We start from the raw sequence: 16,880 nt of genomic DNA on the forward strand, positions 1-16,880 counted from the left end.
TAAACTATACAAGTAGAATGAATAGTTTGGGGTGCACAAGATTATGGTAAAAATTTTATTAGTAGACGATGAAGAACGTATGTTACGATTGCTAGATCTTTTCTTAAGCCCTCGCGGCTATTTTTGTATGAAAGCTAAATCTGGCCTTGAAGCGCTGGAATTAATCGAGCAAAAAAAATTCGATATTATTTTATTAGATGTTATGATGCCAAATATGGACGGATGGGATACTTGCTATCAAATCCGTCAAATTTCCAACGTTCCAATCATTATGCTAACAGCTCGTAATCAAAATTACGATATGGTTAAAGGCCTTACTATGGGAGCAGACGACTATATCACAAAACCATTTGATGAGCATGTATTAGTCGCACGAATTGAAGCTATATTACGCCGGACAAAGAAAGATGGCTTTGTTAGCTTCAATGGTATTGAGTGGGATAAAACGAAACATACTGTCACAGTGTATGACGAAAAAATCTCACTAACTCCTATCGAATTTTCATTACTTGGACTGTTTTTACAAAATACAAACCGTGCTTACAGCCGAGATGATTTAATCGAAAAAATTTGGGGCTATGAAACAGACATCGAATATAGAACGATTGATTCGCATATTCGCAATATCCGTGATAAATTACGTAAAAAAGGATTTCCAGTCGAGGATTATTTAGAAACCGTTTATAAAGTCGGATATAAATGGAAAAGTGAATAATTATTTAGGTCAGTGGAAATATCATACCACTGACCCTTTATTATGAATAAGGTATGGTGGGAAAATGAGTAAACTTTCACTTAAAATTGGGACATACTTTTTAATATTAGCTTTATGTATTGAAACAATTGCTTTCGTATCCTTTTACAAAAGTATTTCAAAAATGCGGATTACAGAAGAAACAGGTGCTCTATTAGAAAAAGGCAATCGGTATCGTGACAAAATTGTAAACCGCGCAAAATGGAATGAATATTCTAAACAAAAACCAAACACCGAACGACCTAAACGCCCTTGGTATCAAGAGTTCACTATCGAGCATGCAGCTGAAGAATTAATTGGCTCAGAATTAATTGCTAACACCGATACCACTATCATTATAACTGACAAGAACGGCAAAATTATTTCCACCTCAGAGCCCGTAACAAAGGAAATGCAAAAACAACTTATTTGCAAAACAAAAAATATCCCCCAAAACGGGGTAATCGTAGAAAAAAACTGGAAAAAATCGAAATTCATCTCAACAGTAAGCCCACTTGAAATAACTGGATTTCAAGGTAACTTACATATGTTATTAAAGACATCTTTTTTAGAAAATATGTTAATTAAACTCATGGACCAATTTCTTATCATCAGTATTTTAACAATTATTTTAACAACGATTTCTGTCTTTGTTTTTTCTCGAGTTATTACAGAGCCGCTTATAAAAATGAAAAGAGCGACCGAAAAAATTTCAAAATTAAATAAGCCAATTCAATTGGGAATTAAACGAAATGATGAACTTGGAAGTTTAGCAAAAACGATTGAAGATTTATCGAGTGAACTTACGTATATGAAAAAAGAACGAAATGAATTTCTCGCTAGTGTTGCTCACGAATTATTAACTCCATTAACCTATATGAAAGGTTATGCAAAGGTAGCAAAGAGAGACTCTTTAACGAAAGAAGAACGCGAAGAATATTTACAAATCATTGAGGACGAAACGGATAGTGTAACCGATCTCGTACAAGATTTATTTATGCTTGTACAATTAGAACAACACCAATTTGTTATTAAAAAACAAACGATGCTTCTTCAACCATTTTTAGAAAGAATGGTTGAAAAAACAAAAACAACATTAACGAACAAACAAATGCAACTTCATGTATATTGTAAAAACGATTTAGAAGTTTGCATAGACGAAAGACGCATGGAACAAGTTATGTTAAATTTATTGCATAATGCTTATCAGCATTCACCAGAAAACACTACTATAACAATACGTGTACTAACGGAAGCAGATTATTTTACAATAAGTGTACAAGATGAAGGTGAAGGTATTCCAAAAGAAGATATCCCGCATATTTTCGATCGCTTTTACCGTGTTGATAAATCCAGAACGAGGGCTACTGGAGGAAAAGGTATCGGACTGGCTGTTGCAAAGGAAATTGTAGAATTGCATAACGGTTCCATTCTAGTAACAAGCCAATTAGGAGTAGGAACAAACTTTATAATCGAGATTCCTTTTGAATAAGATGCGTGTGAAAACACCAGTAGTAGTAAACACTACTGGTGTTATTTTGTTCATAAAATCTGCCCTTAGAAGCTAAGCTTTTGAAATTATTCTTATTTCAATATAAAATAAAGTGAAACTTTAATCCATGGAAAGGTTCACTCCATGGATTATTAGTTGAACCAATCGGGCATTTACGGGCAGTTACCTCCCACCTAACTTCCGCGCATTCGCCGAATTTTAAAATTGGAGCCTTACTGCCCGCGAATAGCGTGGTAAAGGTACATTTGTCAAAGATCTGGAGGGTGATATAATTGGATATCCATGTATTAACAAAAGACGAAGCAGAAATTTACTTAGAACTTCGCGTAGAAGGATTAAAGCAAAACCCTGAAGCTTTCAGCTCTTCTTATGAAGATATTATTAATAAAGAGTGTGCTATTGAATATAAAGCACAAAAATTAGCACAAGACGAAAACTATACACTAGGTGCATTTAAAAACGGAAAATTAATCGGAGTTGCTACACTGGAAACGAAACCATATGTAAAACAAGAACATAAAGCAAAAATTGGTTCCGTATATGTGTCTCCAAAAGCACGCGGACTTGGAGCAGGAAAAGCACTTATTAAAGAATGTCTTGAGCTTGCTAAATCTTTAGACGTAGAACAAGTTATGCTTGATGTTGTTGTCGGAAACGATGGTGCGAAGAAACTTTATGAGTCATTAGGCTTTAAAACGTTTGGTGTACAAGAACGTTCACTGAAATATAACGGACAATATTGGGATGAAGAGCATATGGTCTTATTCCTAGATGAAAATAAATAATAAAAAACATCCTCTCATATATGAGGATGTTTTTTTACTTTTTTATAAACCATGCCTTATTTAATAATTGAATCGCTTTCGCAATTTCTTCTTCTGATAAAATCGCAAATCCAAGTAGTACTATATTTTCAGGTGCAGTACCGTCTTTATAGTACGTAGACACAGGGTATATTTTGATACTATGTTTCGCAGCTTCTTTAATTAATTCTTTTTCCCGCATTCCATTATACACCTTTAATAAAATGTGCAATCCTGAATCTTCTCCTATCACTTCAACACGATTTGAGAAGTACTTTTCTAGTTCAAAAACAAGTCGATCTCTCTTCTTTCGATAGACGACACGCATTTTATGAATATGTTTTTCCCAATATCCTTCATTTAAAAACCTTCTAATCACTTCTTGATCCATTCTTGAAACACTTTGTGTATAAAATAAATATTGTTGTTGATACTTTTTAATCAATTTCTTTGGTAACACCATATAGCTCATCCGTAATGATGGCAACAATGCTTTCGATAGCGTCCCCATATAAATAACTTTCCCGTCTGTATCTAACCCTTGCAGTGCCGGTATAGGTTTTCCCGAATAGCGAAATTCACTATCGTAATCATCTTCAATAATATACCTACCTTCTTCTTTCTTCGCCCATTGTAAAAGCTGCATCCTTCTCGTGATAGGCATAATCATTCCGCATGGGAATTGATGGGATGGAGTTACAAATACAATATTTGCATCGCTATTTTCTAAATCTGCCATACAAATTCCGTCCCTGTCTAAAGACAACATTTGAACCTTCTCTTCTCCCTGTTCAAAAACAACCATTTTCCTATGATAACCTGGGTTTTCAACTGCATAATTACTTCCTTTTAATAATTGAAACAGTAATTTCACTAATATTTGTGTTCCCGCTCCTAATACGATTTGACTAGCTGCACAACGCACACCTCTAGATTCATACAAATAGTTCGCAATTTCTTCTCTTAAGCTCCATTCTCCTTGTGGGTGACCAAGAAAGAGCAACTCATTATTATGAGGCTGCCATACGTCATTTATAATTTTCCGATACATGTTGAACGGAAAAGCATTTGTATCGACGCCTGTTTGTGTGAAATCAAATTTATAATCCCTCTCCTGAAAGGGTACTTCTTCTATTCTCTCTTCGTTTTCTTCTACATGAACCATTTGCTCAATCTTACATACAAAATAACCTTTTCTCGAAATTGATTCAATATAACCTTCTGCAAGTAATTGCTCGTAAGCTGCCTCTACTGTATTTTTACTTACTTGTAAATGTGTTGCTAACTTTCGCTTAGCCGGTAACTTCGTAAAAGATAGAATCGTTCCATTTTTAATTTCTTTTTTTATATACTCATACAACTGCACATACAATGCCTTCTTACTATTCATATTTAAATTAGGCGTTAATTCTAACATAATATCTGACCCCTTAATAAAACTAAAACCTGATACTTCTTACAGTACCAGATTTTATATATAATTCCTTTTATCATGTCACACATAAAAAATCAAATACTAAAGAGGAGATGCATGATCATGAACAAAAGTAGACGTATTGGACTCATTATGATTATTACAGGAGCCACATTATGGGGATTATCTGGACCGATGATTCAATGGCTATTTCAACATACGAACGTATCATCAATTGATTTTTTAACAATTCGCTTGTTGCTTGCAGGAGTATTTATTTTGTCTATCCTACTAATAAAGAAACAAAACATATTTCAAATTTGGAAACATCCTAGACATTCTATACAGCTTATTATTTTCTCTATTCTTGGCATGCTCGGTGCGCAATATGCCTTTATCGAAACAGTTCATATTAGTAATGCTGTCACAGCAACACTCTTTCAATTTCTAGGCCCTGTTCTTATTACAATGTATGTTGCATTTCAGCAAAGAAAATTCCCTACTTCTATGCAACTACTTGCAATTATAACTGCGCTAACAGGAACATACTTTATTATTACAAATGGCTCAATCGAAAATATTGTTTTATCCAAAGCAGCCATTATTTTCGGACTATTAACGGCAATTGGATTTGCATTTTATACCCTTCATCCAGCTTCTCTCATTAAAGAATGCGGAACAACTGTAGTAATTGGGTGGGGGATGTTAATCGGAGGAATTGCACTGCTTATTTATAATCGTTCATTTGGGTGGAATCAATTTTCACACACTCTTACACTAAAAACTTTTTCTATGCTTATTCTTATCATTATTAGTGGGACCCTTTCTTTCCTTCTTTATATTGGTAGTCTTAAATATTTAGCAGCAACAGAAACAAGTATTTTATCTAGTATTGAACCACTTGTAGCAGCCATCGTTTCAATCACTTGGCTAAATGAATCGTTTGGATCATATCAATTATTAGGCGGCGTATGTATCGTTCTGTCTGTTATTTTTTTGACGATGCCTCAAAAAGAGACCGAGCCAACCTACACAACTGAACAAATATAAAAAAATGTCAAAAGAGGTCGTACAAAACTTACGACCTCTTTTTATACTTTAAAGGAATTGTCCCGCTATCTAGCAAATACAATTACACTAACAATAATAATTAGGAGCGTGGCACCATGAAAAAAATCGGAACTATGCTACTTTTCTCCTTTCTCATCACTGGATGCACACAGGTTCAACCTGATTCAAAAGCACTAAAAAAAGAAGCCATAGTAATATCATCATCTCAGGTTAACTCACCTTCCTTTTTTCATCTTAGTGTTTTAAAAGATGTAAATTGGGAAGAAGCGCCCTCCTTCGTAGACGGAAAGATACCTTTAAAGGGGATTGAAAGAAGAATTGCAATTGCTGATACACCTATTGTCGCAAATGAACAAAATGAAATTATGTGGTACTTTCTAGACCCTGAAATACCAACTGGAAATTTATCTATTATCGCGCTAAAACAAGGATCTGTAACTCCAACACCAATACTCTATCAACAAGAAACTTCCAAACAAACTTGGACTACTTCAAATACAATCGATTCTACTACAAACGAACTCCCTCTCACTATATCGCTACCTTCATCCGGATTATGGGTATTAAATATATATGTGAATGAAAAATATTATGACCAATTTGTAATCACTGTTGAGTAAGTTGTCAAAACTAATCTACTTCCTTGCATCCACTGAATTTTGGGCGGGATAAATAATGCGGGAGCACGAATAACTCTACACTTCTTCATTATTTTGATTTCTTACCTCAAAAAAGCAGTGCCTTGAAGGCACTGCTTTTTACTATTTATAACTTGGCATTTTCGTAATTTGTGCCACACCTGAATCTATGGCTGCTTTCGCTACTGCTTCTGCAACATTCGGAACAACTCTTTTATCTAATGGATTTGGAATTACATAGTTCGCACTACACTCTTCGTCCGTAATTATGTTAGCGATCCCATATGCTGCCGCTAATTTCATCTCTTCTGTAATATCAGTCGCGCGTACATCTAAAGCACCACGGAATATACCAGGGAACGCTAATACATTATTTACTTGATTTGAATAATCAGAACGACCAGTTCCAACTACAGCAGCTCCAGCTTCTAATGCATCTTCTGGGAATATTTCTGGAATTGGATTTGCCATTGCAAACACAATCGCTTTCTCATTCATCGTCTTTACAAGTTCTTTCGTTAATACGTTAGGCGCAGATACGCCAATAAAGATATCAGCCTGATGAATCGCTTCTTTTAATGTTCCACGCACATATTCTCGATTTGTCTTCTTTGAAACTTCAATTTGCGCTTCGTTCATCCATGTTTCACCTTCACAAACAATACCTTCTAAGCTAACTAACGTAATGTGTTTTGCACCAGCTTTTAATAATAATTTTCCAATTGCAATTCCTGCCGAACCCGCACCGTTAATAACAATTTTCACATTATCCATTTGTTTACTTACAACTTTTAATGCATTAATAACAGCTGCTAAGACGACAATAGCTGTTCCATGTTGATCATCATGGAATACAGGGATATTCGTTTCTTCTTTTAATCGTTTTTCAATTTCAAAGCAACGTGGTGCTGCAATATCTTCTAAATTAATACCTGCAAATGTAGGTTCTAAATTTTTCACAAGGGTAACGATTTCATCCACATTCGTCGTCCCTAAACATAACGGGAAAGCATCTACATTCGCAAACTTTTTAAATAAAATACTTTTCCCTTCCATAACAGGCATAGCCGCTTTCGGTCCAATATTCCCTAAACCAAGTACTGCTGTTCCATCTGAAACAACTGCAACCATATTCCCTCTTGCTGTATAGTCATACGCTGTTTCTTCATCTGCTGCAATTGCTTTACAAGACTCCGCTACACCTGGTGTATAAGTCAGGCTTAAATCATCCGCTGTATTAACTTCTACCTTACTTGTAATCTCAATTTTCCCTACCAACTCTTTATGCAATAACAATGATCTTTCATTAATTTGATTTTCTAACATACTTATAATCTCCCCTTAATTTGACAAGCTAGCTATATGAATATAGCTAGCTTGTTTGATCATGAAAACATTGTTAATAAGATTGTCGCTGTTACAACCATTGCTGCCCCGCCTAAACGCGTCGAAATTTGTGCGAAAGGCATTAATTCCATACGATTTGAAGCTGATAAAATAGCAACATCTCCAGTTCCACCTAAACCGCTATGACATCCAGTTACAATTGCTGATTCAACTGGATACATTTTCATCACTTTTCCTATAAGAAAACCTGATGCTACCATTGTAAGAACAACCGATGCACAAACAACAACATATCCCACTGAAAGAACTGCCGCTACGTCTTTTAACGGAATATATAGCAATCCTAATCCGACCATTAACGGCCAAGTTAAATTCTTTGAAATAAATTTATATAAATGGAATGCTCCTTGCTCCATTTTTGCTGGCATTAGTTTAAAGTATTTCACAAGTGCTGCTGAGAAAATCATAATGATTGCCCCAGGAATACCGATGAACTTAGAAGCAAACCCTCCGAAGATGAAGAACGTACATGCAATTAATAAACCTGCTCCCATTAATGAGAAATCAATTGGCTTCTCTGTATTTTGTTCTTTTAATAATTCTGCTTGATTGTCTGTTTTCACTAATACACCATTACCACTAAGCTCAGGTCTCTTCTCACCTAAACGCTTCATATACCCTGCACTCACGATTGCAAACATATTCCCAATAATAGCTGCCGGAATAAGCTGTGATACGAATGTTGCTGATGATTCATTTAAAATGTCACTGTATGCTAATGACAATGGTAAAATCCCTTCTCCAATACCACCGCTCACAATTGGTACGATAATAAAGAAGAATGTATGCTTCATTTCAAACCCGAATAGTGAACCGACCAATAATCCTACTGCTACAGAAGCTAACGTTCCTACTACTAAAGGAATAAACATACGAACGAAACCTTGCACTAACACTTTACGATTCATTCCTAAAATACTTCCGACTACTAAACAAGAAATATATAAATATAAAAAGTTCGATTTTTTCATTAACATAGTCGCAGCTTCCATTGAAGCTGGATTCATCCAGTTAAAAAATACAAGTAATGATGGAATAAATAATGAGAGAATTGCTGGACCACCGATATTTTTTAAAATTGGAATTCTCATCCCAATGTCACCTAAGAAAATACCCATAATCATAATAACTGCAAAACCACCAATCATGTCTGCTGGCAATTTATTATATACAGATGCCCCATAAATAATAGCAGCCAATACTACATATAACGGTAAAGGTATAACACCGATTTTAACGTTCATAATTTTAGAAGCGAAAGATTCATTTTTCAATTCATTTCCTTCAGTAAATGATACCGCTTCCACATTCTTTTGAATTCCCATATGGCACCCCCTTGTTTTCTTAATAACAATATTAAAACGCTTTCAATAGTAAAAATAGTTTTTGTAAGTTTTGTAATTGGTTTTGTAATTAAAAAAAGTATAAGCGACTTATAATAAGTCGCTTATACGTAAAAACCTATTTTATTTTGATCAACACATCTTAATTTACTTACAGGTCTTCCCACATGCTGATACACCATTTCGTTTTCTAACACTCCAATTTCAGTCAAAAACATTACATACTTTCGAATAGAAACTCTTGAAATTCCTACTAATTGTGCCATTTCATCTGTTGTAAACGCTCGTCCATTCAGCGACTCGATCTTCTGCCAAATTAATTGCAACGTTTGCTTCGTTAATCCTTTCGGGAGCTCTTTAGTGACAGTAGGCTCTCTTTTTTCTTTTTGTAAAATTAACGAATCTAATTCCGATTGACTAATTTTTTGTTGTTCTTTCATGAAAGTAAGTTTTTCTCGATATATAGTTAATGCATCTTTAAATCGTTCAAATGTAAATGGTTTAATTAAATAATCTACTACGCCATATTGTAATGCTTTTTTAATACTCCCCATATCATGTACAGCTGAAATCATCATAATATCGATTTCTTTTTCTTGATTCCGAATATACATTAAAAGCTCAAACCCAGTCTCTTCAGGCATAAAAATATCAAGTAAGACTAAATCTATTCGTGATTTCTCTAATACTTCTATCGCCGATTTTACTGAGTTAACTGCTTGAACAAGTTCGAATCCTCCTACTTGCTCTAAATAATGTGTATTTAACATTGCTACCATCGGGTCATCTTCTACAATTAAAACTTTAATCATATTTGCTTCTCATCCCTACCTTTAGGTATTTCAATTGTTATCGTTGTTCCCTCTCCTAATAAGGAGGAAATGTGAATCTCCCCATTTATTCGCTGTATACTTTCTTTTACAAGATACAAACCATAACCGCGATTATCCCCTTTTGTGGAATAACCTTTTGTAAATAATGCATCCACTTCGTCTTCTTCTATACCTTTCCCCGTATCTTGCACTGTAATAGTTAATGTATTCTGATATTGTACCCCAATTTCAACTTGTTTCTTTTTGCAATGTATCACTGCTTCTAATGCATTATCTATTAAGTTCCCTACAATCGTAATAAGTTCATGAGTAATACTTTCATCATATATTTCCGGCAAGTAAGAATCTTCACTTATAATTAACTTAATATTTTTCTCCCTAGCATAGCTAAGTTTACCTAGTAAAAAACCAGCAAATACTGGACTTTTTATTCTTTTCATAACTCCACCAATTTCATATTGATGCTCTGATACCATGCCACTTATATACTTTTGTAATTCTTCATATTGTTTCATATGTGTAAGTCCTAATACGACATGCATTTTATTCATAAACTCATGAGATTGTGCCCGTAATGCTTCCGCATATAGCCTAATACCAGTTAGTTCCTCTGCTAGTTTTCTAATCTCTGTTTTATCACGAAATGTTGCAATCGCGCCAACTATTTCTCCTTTTACATATAAAGGAACACGATTCGTCACAATCGTAATTCCGTAAATATTTTGTTCTTCGTTTAATTGTACCTCTCCCGTTTGCAATACTTCTTTTATACGCGAATTCGGCATATATAGCTCAACGTCTTTACCTATAAAATCTTCTTCAAGTCCACTTTTTTTAAATAGACGTTTCGCTTCATTATTAATTAACGTTACTCTCGCCTCTTTATCTACAGCAATAATGCCTTCCTTTACAGATTGTAACATCGTATTTCTTTCTTCAAGAATTTTCGCTATCCTGTGCGGCTCAAGACCGAATAAACTTTTCTTTATATGTCTAGCTAGCAATATTGCTCCTATAATTCCGACTAGTACTCCAACTCCGACACCGATATAAATAATATGTCTACTTTCCTTAACTCTCTCTTTTACATTATCTGCCGAGATACCAACGGCTACCGCTCCAAGTTGTTCACCTGTTTCAGAAAATATAGGTACAAACACTCGCATTGAAATACCTAACGTTCCTTCTGCTAGCGATACATGTTCCTTTCCTTTCAATGCGGGCCCTTCATCTCCTCCAATAAAATGATGACCTATTTTTTGAGGGTTTGGATGTGATTTTCTTATTCCATTCATGTCCATAACTACAATAAATTGAACGCCTGTGTTTTTTAATATTCTATTTGTATACGTTTGAATTGCAGAAGTATCTGCTTTTCCAATCAAACCATCGATTACAATCGAATCATTCGCCACAATATGGGCAATCGTTTTTGCTTTCTCTGCCTGGCTATCCTCCGTTGTCCGCTCTACATTATGACTAATTAATATATCTGTAACAAGTAAAGAAAAAATTACAACTGTACAAACTAGCAATGTAATCGTTTTCCATAAATTCCATAGTTTTTTTCTTTTTTTCATCCCACTAATGACTCCCCTAATTGCTGAATAGAAAAATAAGTAAGGTGATATTATTTTCACCTTACTTATTTGCTGTTATTATACTTTAAATTTACTAGTCATTGCTTGTAGTTCTTCGGCCATCTCAGCTAAGTTTTGCGAAGCTGAACTAATTTCTTCCATCGAATTTACTTGTTCTTCTGTTGAAGCTGCAACACTTTGCATACTAGCTGTATTTTCTTCTGCAGCCGCTGCAATTTCATCAATAGCATTTGTCACTTCATTTGCATCTCCAGCGATTCTCCTCGTTGTTTCTACCATTTGATTAACTTGAGAAACAATATGAGTAGTAGAACTTAAAATTTCTGTAAAACTTACTTTCGTTTTTGTTACAACATCTAAGCCTTGTTGAACTTCCCCACTCACATTATCCATTGCCTTAACAGTATGTTCAATATCAGCCTTAATTTCTGCAATTAAATTTGCAATCTCTCCAGATGATTCTCCTGATTGCTCTGCTAATTTTCTAACTTCATCGGCTACAATAGCAAATCCTCGTCCCTGTTCACCTGCTCTTGCTGCTTCAATAGCCGCATTTAAAGCTAATAAGTTTGTTTGAGTTGCAATGTTTTGAATTGCTTCAGAAATAGCTCCTACTTGCTTTGACTTCTCATCAAGAAGTTTAATAATAGCATCTGAATCGGATACCGATCTAGAAATAGACTGCATTTGTTTTGCGGTTTGTTCAACTAAATCTTCTCCCTCTTCAGCTCTTTCTCGCGCATGTAATGAGGAAATAGAAATTGACTCTGCGCTTCCAGTTACATCTTGAATTGCTGTATTTACTTGTTGTAATGTAGCCGCGCCTTCTTCAACACCTTGGCTTTGTGACTCAGCCCCACCTGATACTTGTTCCATTGCAATTGTAATTTGATCTGTCGCATCATTCGCTTGCTGTACGCTCGCTGTTAACTCTTCTGCCGATGCTGCAACATGCTCTGCTGAAAAGCTAATTTGGGTAATCACATCTTGTAAAGACGTAGACATTTCATTAAATGAATTCCCTAGTTTCCCTATATCATCCTTGGAGTGGATTGTAATTTTCTCGGTTAAATCTCCCTTACTAATTTTATGTGCCGATTCAGCTATTTTTCGTAATGGCCTTGTAATAGAATTTGTAATGAAATAAATTAATACACTACCAAATGCAATAGCGATAGCTATGACAATCAAAGTCTTATAAAACACTGGACTGGCAGCTTGCATAATTTCTTCGTCAAACATAACTCCAACTATTTTCCATCCTGTTTTCTCATTTGTTGCAAAGATTAAACTCTTTTTATCATCTTGTTCTGTATAAGATACATTTCCTTGTTTATCTTCATAAATTGGTTTAATCCAAGGATCAGTAACCTTTGAACCAGGCTTTCTAGACGGATGACTAACAATTTGCTTATTTTGATCTAAAATAACTGCATAGCCTTTTTCACCAATATTAATCATTTTTGAAACCTTTAGGATGTTATCCAAATTCAAGTTAATACCTATAACACCTTTACCATCTTTTACTTCTTTAGCAACTGTCACTACCATATTTTTTGTAGATGCTGATTGATACGGTGCAGTAACAATTACCTTTCCTTTATTTTCATGAGCTTCTTTATACCATGATCTATCTGTTGGATTATAGCCATCAGACATTTGAATAAATGGTTCTCTTATAAACTTCCCCGTCTGCGCTCCAATATAAATACCTTCTACTTCTGGATGAAGCTTTATATATTGTGCTAACTTCGTTCTTACTATTTCTTCTTGTCCATTTAGATATGTATCCTCTGTTAAGATGTCTGCAAAGTACGTCGCATCAACAAATTTCTCTTCTATATTTTGAGAAATAACAGTATTTAAAATTGAAATATTCTCCTTTGCTTTATCTGTCATTTGATGTTCAAAATTTGTTTTGGCAGTTTGATATGAAACACCACCGATAATAAGTCCTGGTATAGTTAAAATAATAAAAAATGAAATGATTAATTTTTTCTTGATACTCATACATTTAACCCAGTTAAATATATTTTGCATAATAAGCCTCCTTTATTTAATGTGAATACTTGTGTAATTTTATACAATTAACATGTATAAAACAATATATAATAATAACATGTAATTTTTTCGTCAATTATGCATTTTTACATATTCACTACTTCTAAGCATTTTAATCATAAAAATAAGAGAACTTTAGCATTATATATGCTAAAGTTCTCTTATTTCTTAACAGCTTCTATTCTAAACAAAACACCCTACAAAACTTCTCTTATAATTCCTTAAATCTCTATCCTTCACCTTATAGCTATATTGTTAAAACTCTCCGTCCTAATTTATTTAGAGCTCTTTACATAACTAATTGCCTGACTCCCCATTTGCACCCATGCCTGTTCAAAGTTTTCTCTTGATACTTTCACATCTAAGCTATCATCAAGCGGGTCTCGAATATATACAGATTCCTTATCGTACCCAATAAGTACAACACAATGTTCATTATATGTAATAGAAACATCCCCACTATTTGTTTTCCATGTAGTAAATTCATCTTCATCTAAAGGGGCATATGTTGCATTTGTAATCATGACTACCGGTTGCCCTGCTTTTACACTCTTATACATTTCCTCTATACTCTTTCCTGTTAAATCCACAGCTTTATTAGATAAATATTTTTTCGCTAACTGAAAAAGTGGCCCATGATATACACCATAACCGGATTCAGAAAAGGTATAAATATTTCCTACAAACCCTTCATTCGGATTTCCGCGTACACCATCAACCATAAAATCAACTTTTTTTATTTCATTTGCTAATTTCATCTTATCTACTGAAACGCCTGCGTATTGTAACATCATTGCTAAACTTGTCACTTCACACCCTCTATCCAGCTCTGGTAACTGCTGAATTAAAGGCACATTTGATAAGAGGATCTTTTCATCATTATTACTAAACTCCATTCTTTTTCCGCTTTGTATGAAGGATGTTAATTTCTCCATATACTTTGTGATTCCATTTGTATATACACTCCATACTGCTACGCCAAGTAAAGCTATGCATATATACCACTTCAATTTTCGTATCACTCTCACGCCCTTTTTAATTCGTTAAATAAGAATAAAACGCGTCAGCATCCGTTCGAACCATCGGTACAAAATTTAGTTCTTTTCCTTTTTCAGGCTGATCTCTTTTTATTTTTTCTGCTAATTCTTGAATGTTCATATTCATTTTGTCCATATTAAGCTCATCTGCCAATTGTAGCACTTTTTGTTCATTAATTTCTCTTAATACTTGATATATATCTTTACCATACAAATCAATATGATATTTTTTTGCTTCTGCCTGTACTTTTTGTTCGTACACTTCTTGCGCTAACTCTTCTATCTCTTTTCCTTTTTGAGAAATATCTAACTTTCCTGCTTCTTCTCTTACTTTCGTTCCATAAATTTCTTCCGCAACCTCTTCTATTTCTTTTCCTTCAGTCGAAACGCCTAATTTCTCTGCTTCCTTATTAATTTTGATTGCATTGATTTGGCTTATTAAATCCACAATCGATTTGTTCTCTACAGATATCCCTAAGTTTAACGCTTCTTGCTTCACTTTTGTTTCATAGATTTCTTCTGAAAGAATTCCAACATCTTTTCCTTCAATCGAAATCCCTAACTGTTCTGCTTCTCTGCCTACTTCTGTTTCATGAATTTCTTTTTCTAGCGTAATTTGTTCTTTTCCTTTCGTTTCAATACCTAATTTCTCTGCTTTTTCTTCTGTATTTATTGCATGTATCTTTCCATTGTTTAATTGCTCTTTACTGCGCTGCGCATAGTCTGTCTTTCCTTTCGATGTTTCAGAAGGAGAGGCACCGCCTAATATACTTAAACTCATTACTCCAATAGTGAATACCGTCATCATTTTCTTCTTCAAAACTAATTCCTCCCTCTTATACTTTCTTTCCCATCATTCCCATAAAGTGAAACTATACTCAGTGGGAAGCTTCATCTTCCACTGAATATTAGCCTTCACCAATCGGGCATTTACGAACAACCCGAATCCAGCCGAGGTTTAAGGTGGGAGTTTTACTGCCCGGAAAATAGCGGGATCATTTTTTTAATACTATACATACATCTCATCACTGCCTGAGATAACATTATGATCTAAAAAATTTACTCACATACACCTCTCTAATCTCTTCTTCATGTAACGATCTTTCTTTATGCAATACATAATATAAATAGTTTCTTAACTTTCCCTTAAAAAAAGACGAACTTGTAAAAACAAGATCGTCTTCTTACTTATATTTTTTGATTTTTAGGGAGCACTACTTCAAAACAAGTACCCTCTCCCCATTTGCTCTCTACTAATATTTTTCCGTAATGCTTTTCTACAATCCACTTGGCGATTGAAAGACCTAATCCAGCTCCCTCTGATGTACTCCTTGCTTTATCCCCTTGATAAAAACGATCAAATAATTTTGGGATATCCTCTACTTTCACGCCTATCCCATCATCTTTCACCTGTATACAAATCGAGCTGCTCGTTTGCGTGCAATCAATTCGAATATGACCGCCTTCATTCGTATATTTCATCGCATTATCTAACAATATGACCATCATTTGATGAATCCGTTCTCTATCACCCATAAAAGACATGTTACGTTCTACTTTTAATATCATCTCTTTTTCTTGATAAGAAGCAATTTCTTTATATGGATCTACTATTTCTTCTAACAATTTACCCATTTCAAATGTTTTTTTATCCATCTCAATTTGATTAGAATCCGAACGTGCTAACAACAATAAGTTGCTAACTAGTTTCGATAACCGCCTGCATTCCTTAGATATTGTAGAAATGTCCATCGCTTTTTCTTCTATCGTAGCGGATGGTGACTGAAATAACACATCCGTTTTTGATTGAATAACTGCAAGTGGCGTTCTTAATTCATGCGATGCATCGGAAACGAACTGCTGCTGCTTCTCCCATGAATTTTGAATCGGTATGAGTGCTCTGCCAGCTAGGAAAAAGCCGATACCTATTGCACAGAGACTTCCTATACCACAACCTATAACGAGAATTAAAAATAAAGTATTTAACATTCCTTCTTCCGCTGTTATATCTCGCACGATTTGAACTATTTCTCCATCTTTTTGAAGCGCAAATGCTCTAAAATATCGTCCTTGCACTTCAATATCTTGCAAATCCTCTAACTTTTTTGGAGAAAACTTTTCCAAATTCTCTTCAAAAATAGAACGGAATTTACGATTATCGCCCTCTATTTTCACTATTTTCCCATTCCAAGTTATTCTAGTTACCCGCGGATCTCCAATTTGGATATTCTCCATGCGTTTTCTTGGTGGTATTTTAACATCTAGTTTTTCTCCATACTGAGCCATCATTTTTATAGATTGATCCACTTCATTATAAATACGCTTATATGTGTACGAATAAACAATACTACCTAATACTCCTATTAATAGGATAAATACTAATGAGTTCACTATAGTCAGACGAATGCGTGTTTTTTGAAACATAC

The 16,880-nt window shown here is 34.5% G+C and carries 14 protein-coding genes and 1 pseudogene; 5 read left to right on the forward strand and 10 right to left on the reverse strand.

The features are described 5' to 3' along the window. Window positions 1-43: 43 nt before the first annotated feature. The 3 genes from ACS2MN_RS24470 to ACS2MN_RS24480 all read left to right on the forward strand — a co-directional run bounded on the left by ACS2MN_RS24470 (window position 44) and on the right by ACS2MN_RS24480 (window position 3,031). Window positions 44-715: a response regulator transcription factor gene (locus tag ACS2MN_RS24470; protein WP_000238941.1), complete on the forward strand. Its 672-nt coding sequence runs from the start codon at window positions 44-46 to the stop codon at window positions 713-715. Between the two features lie 64 nt (window positions 716-779). Then, a complete protein-coding gene (locus ACS2MN_RS24475; protein WP_000041011.1) occupies window positions 780-2,225 on the forward strand; it encodes a HAMP domain-containing sensor histidine kinase in 1,446 nt (481 codons plus the stop codon). 293 nt (window positions 2,226-2,518) lie between these two features. Continuing rightward, complete coding sequence (locus ACS2MN_RS24480; RefSeq protein WP_000351217.1) at window positions 2,519-3,031, forward strand: GNAT family N-acetyltransferase; 513 nt, start codon at window positions 2,519-2,521, stop codon at window positions 3,029-3,031. 34 nt (window positions 3,032-3,065) lie between these two features. Here the strand turns inward: ACS2MN_RS24480 and ACS2MN_RS24485 are convergent, their stop codons facing one another. Continuing rightward, complete coding sequence (locus ACS2MN_RS24485; RefSeq protein WP_098709011.1) at window positions 3,066-4,466, reverse strand: PLP-dependent aminotransferase family protein; 1,401 nt, start codon at window positions 4,464-4,466, stop codon at window positions 3,066-3,068. A gap of 120 nt (window positions 4,467-4,586) precedes the next feature. Here ACS2MN_RS24485 and ACS2MN_RS24490 point away from each other — a divergent pair, with 120 nt between their 5' ends. Further along, window positions 4,587-5,513, forward strand: coding sequence for a DMT family transporter (locus ACS2MN_RS24490; protein WP_087969868.1), 927 nt, complete (start codon window positions 4,587-4,589; stop codon window positions 5,511-5,513). Window positions 5,514-5,629: 116 nt separating this feature from the next. Then, entirely contained in the window at window positions 5,630-6,154 is a 525-nt protein-coding gene (locus ACS2MN_RS24495; protein WP_000719669.1) for a DUF4871 domain-containing protein, read from the forward strand. A gap of 141 nt (window positions 6,155-6,295) precedes the next feature. Here the strand turns inward: ACS2MN_RS24495 and ACS2MN_RS24500 are convergent, their stop codons facing one another. The 9 genes and pseudogenes from ACS2MN_RS24500 to ACS2MN_RS24540 all read right to left on the reverse strand — a co-directional run bounded on the left by ACS2MN_RS24500 (window position 6,296) and on the right by ACS2MN_RS24540 (window position 16,878). After that, a complete protein-coding gene (locus ACS2MN_RS24500) occupies window positions 6,296-7,498 on the reverse strand; it encodes an NAD(P)-dependent malic enzyme (RefSeq protein WP_346994863.1) in 1,203 nt (400 codons plus the stop codon). A 59-nt stretch (window positions 7,499-7,557) separates the two neighbouring features. Next, window positions 7,558-8,904: a 2-hydroxycarboxylate transporter family protein gene (locus ACS2MN_RS24505; RefSeq protein ID WP_000512730.1), complete on the reverse strand. Its 1,347-nt coding sequence runs from the start codon at window positions 8,902-8,904 to the stop codon at window positions 7,558-7,560. A 122-nt stretch (window positions 8,905-9,026) separates the two neighbouring features. Beyond that, window positions 9,027-9,734, reverse strand: coding sequence for a response regulator (locus tag ACS2MN_RS24510; protein ID WP_000598685.1), 708 nt, complete (start codon window positions 9,732-9,734; stop codon window positions 9,027-9,029). Then, window positions 9,731-11,335 carry a sensor histidine kinase gene (locus ACS2MN_RS24515; RefSeq protein WP_000746368.1) on the reverse strand — a complete coding sequence of 535 codons (1,605 nt, stop codon included), beginning with the start codon at window positions 11,333-11,335 and terminating at the stop codon, window positions 9,731-9,733. Before ACS2MN_RS24515 ends, ACS2MN_RS24510 begins: the two co-directional genes overlap by 4 nt. 78 nt (window positions 11,336-11,413) lie before the next feature. Then, window positions 11,414-12,361 (reverse strand): methyl-accepting chemotaxis protein, encoded by a 948-nt coding sequence (locus ACS2MN_RS24520; RefSeq protein WP_438285140.1) that lies wholly within the window; start codon window positions 12,359-12,361, stop codon window positions 11,414-11,416. After that, a pseudogene (locus tag ACS2MN_RS24525) lies at window positions 12,353-13,396 on the reverse strand (HAMP domain-containing protein); the annotation flags it as partial. The gene ACS2MN_RS24520 and the pseudogene ACS2MN_RS24525, both read right to left, overlap by 9 nt. A 296-nt stretch (window positions 13,397-13,692) precedes the next feature. After that, complete coding sequence (locus tag ACS2MN_RS24530; RefSeq protein ID WP_200203633.1) at window positions 13,693-14,439, reverse strand: C39 family peptidase; 747 nt, start codon at window positions 14,437-14,439, stop codon at window positions 13,693-13,695. 13 nt (window positions 14,440-14,452) lie between these two features. Next, entirely contained in the window at window positions 14,453-15,274 is an 822-nt protein-coding gene (locus tag ACS2MN_RS24535; protein WP_087949292.1) for a transporter, read from the reverse strand. Between the two features lie 368 nt (window positions 15,275-15,642). Further along, window positions 15,643-16,878 carry a sensor histidine kinase gene (locus tag ACS2MN_RS24540; protein WP_033658441.1) on the reverse strand — a complete coding sequence of 412 codons (1,236 nt, stop codon included), beginning with the start codon at window positions 16,876-16,878 and terminating at the stop codon, window positions 15,643-15,645. Window positions 16,879-16,880: the final 2 nt, after the last annotated feature.

This window comes from Bacillus cereus group sp. BceL062 (assembly GCF_051780025.1).
Taxonomy (GTDB): Bacteria; Bacillota; Bacilli; order Bacillales; family Bacillaceae_G; genus Bacillus_A; species Bacillus_A toyonensis.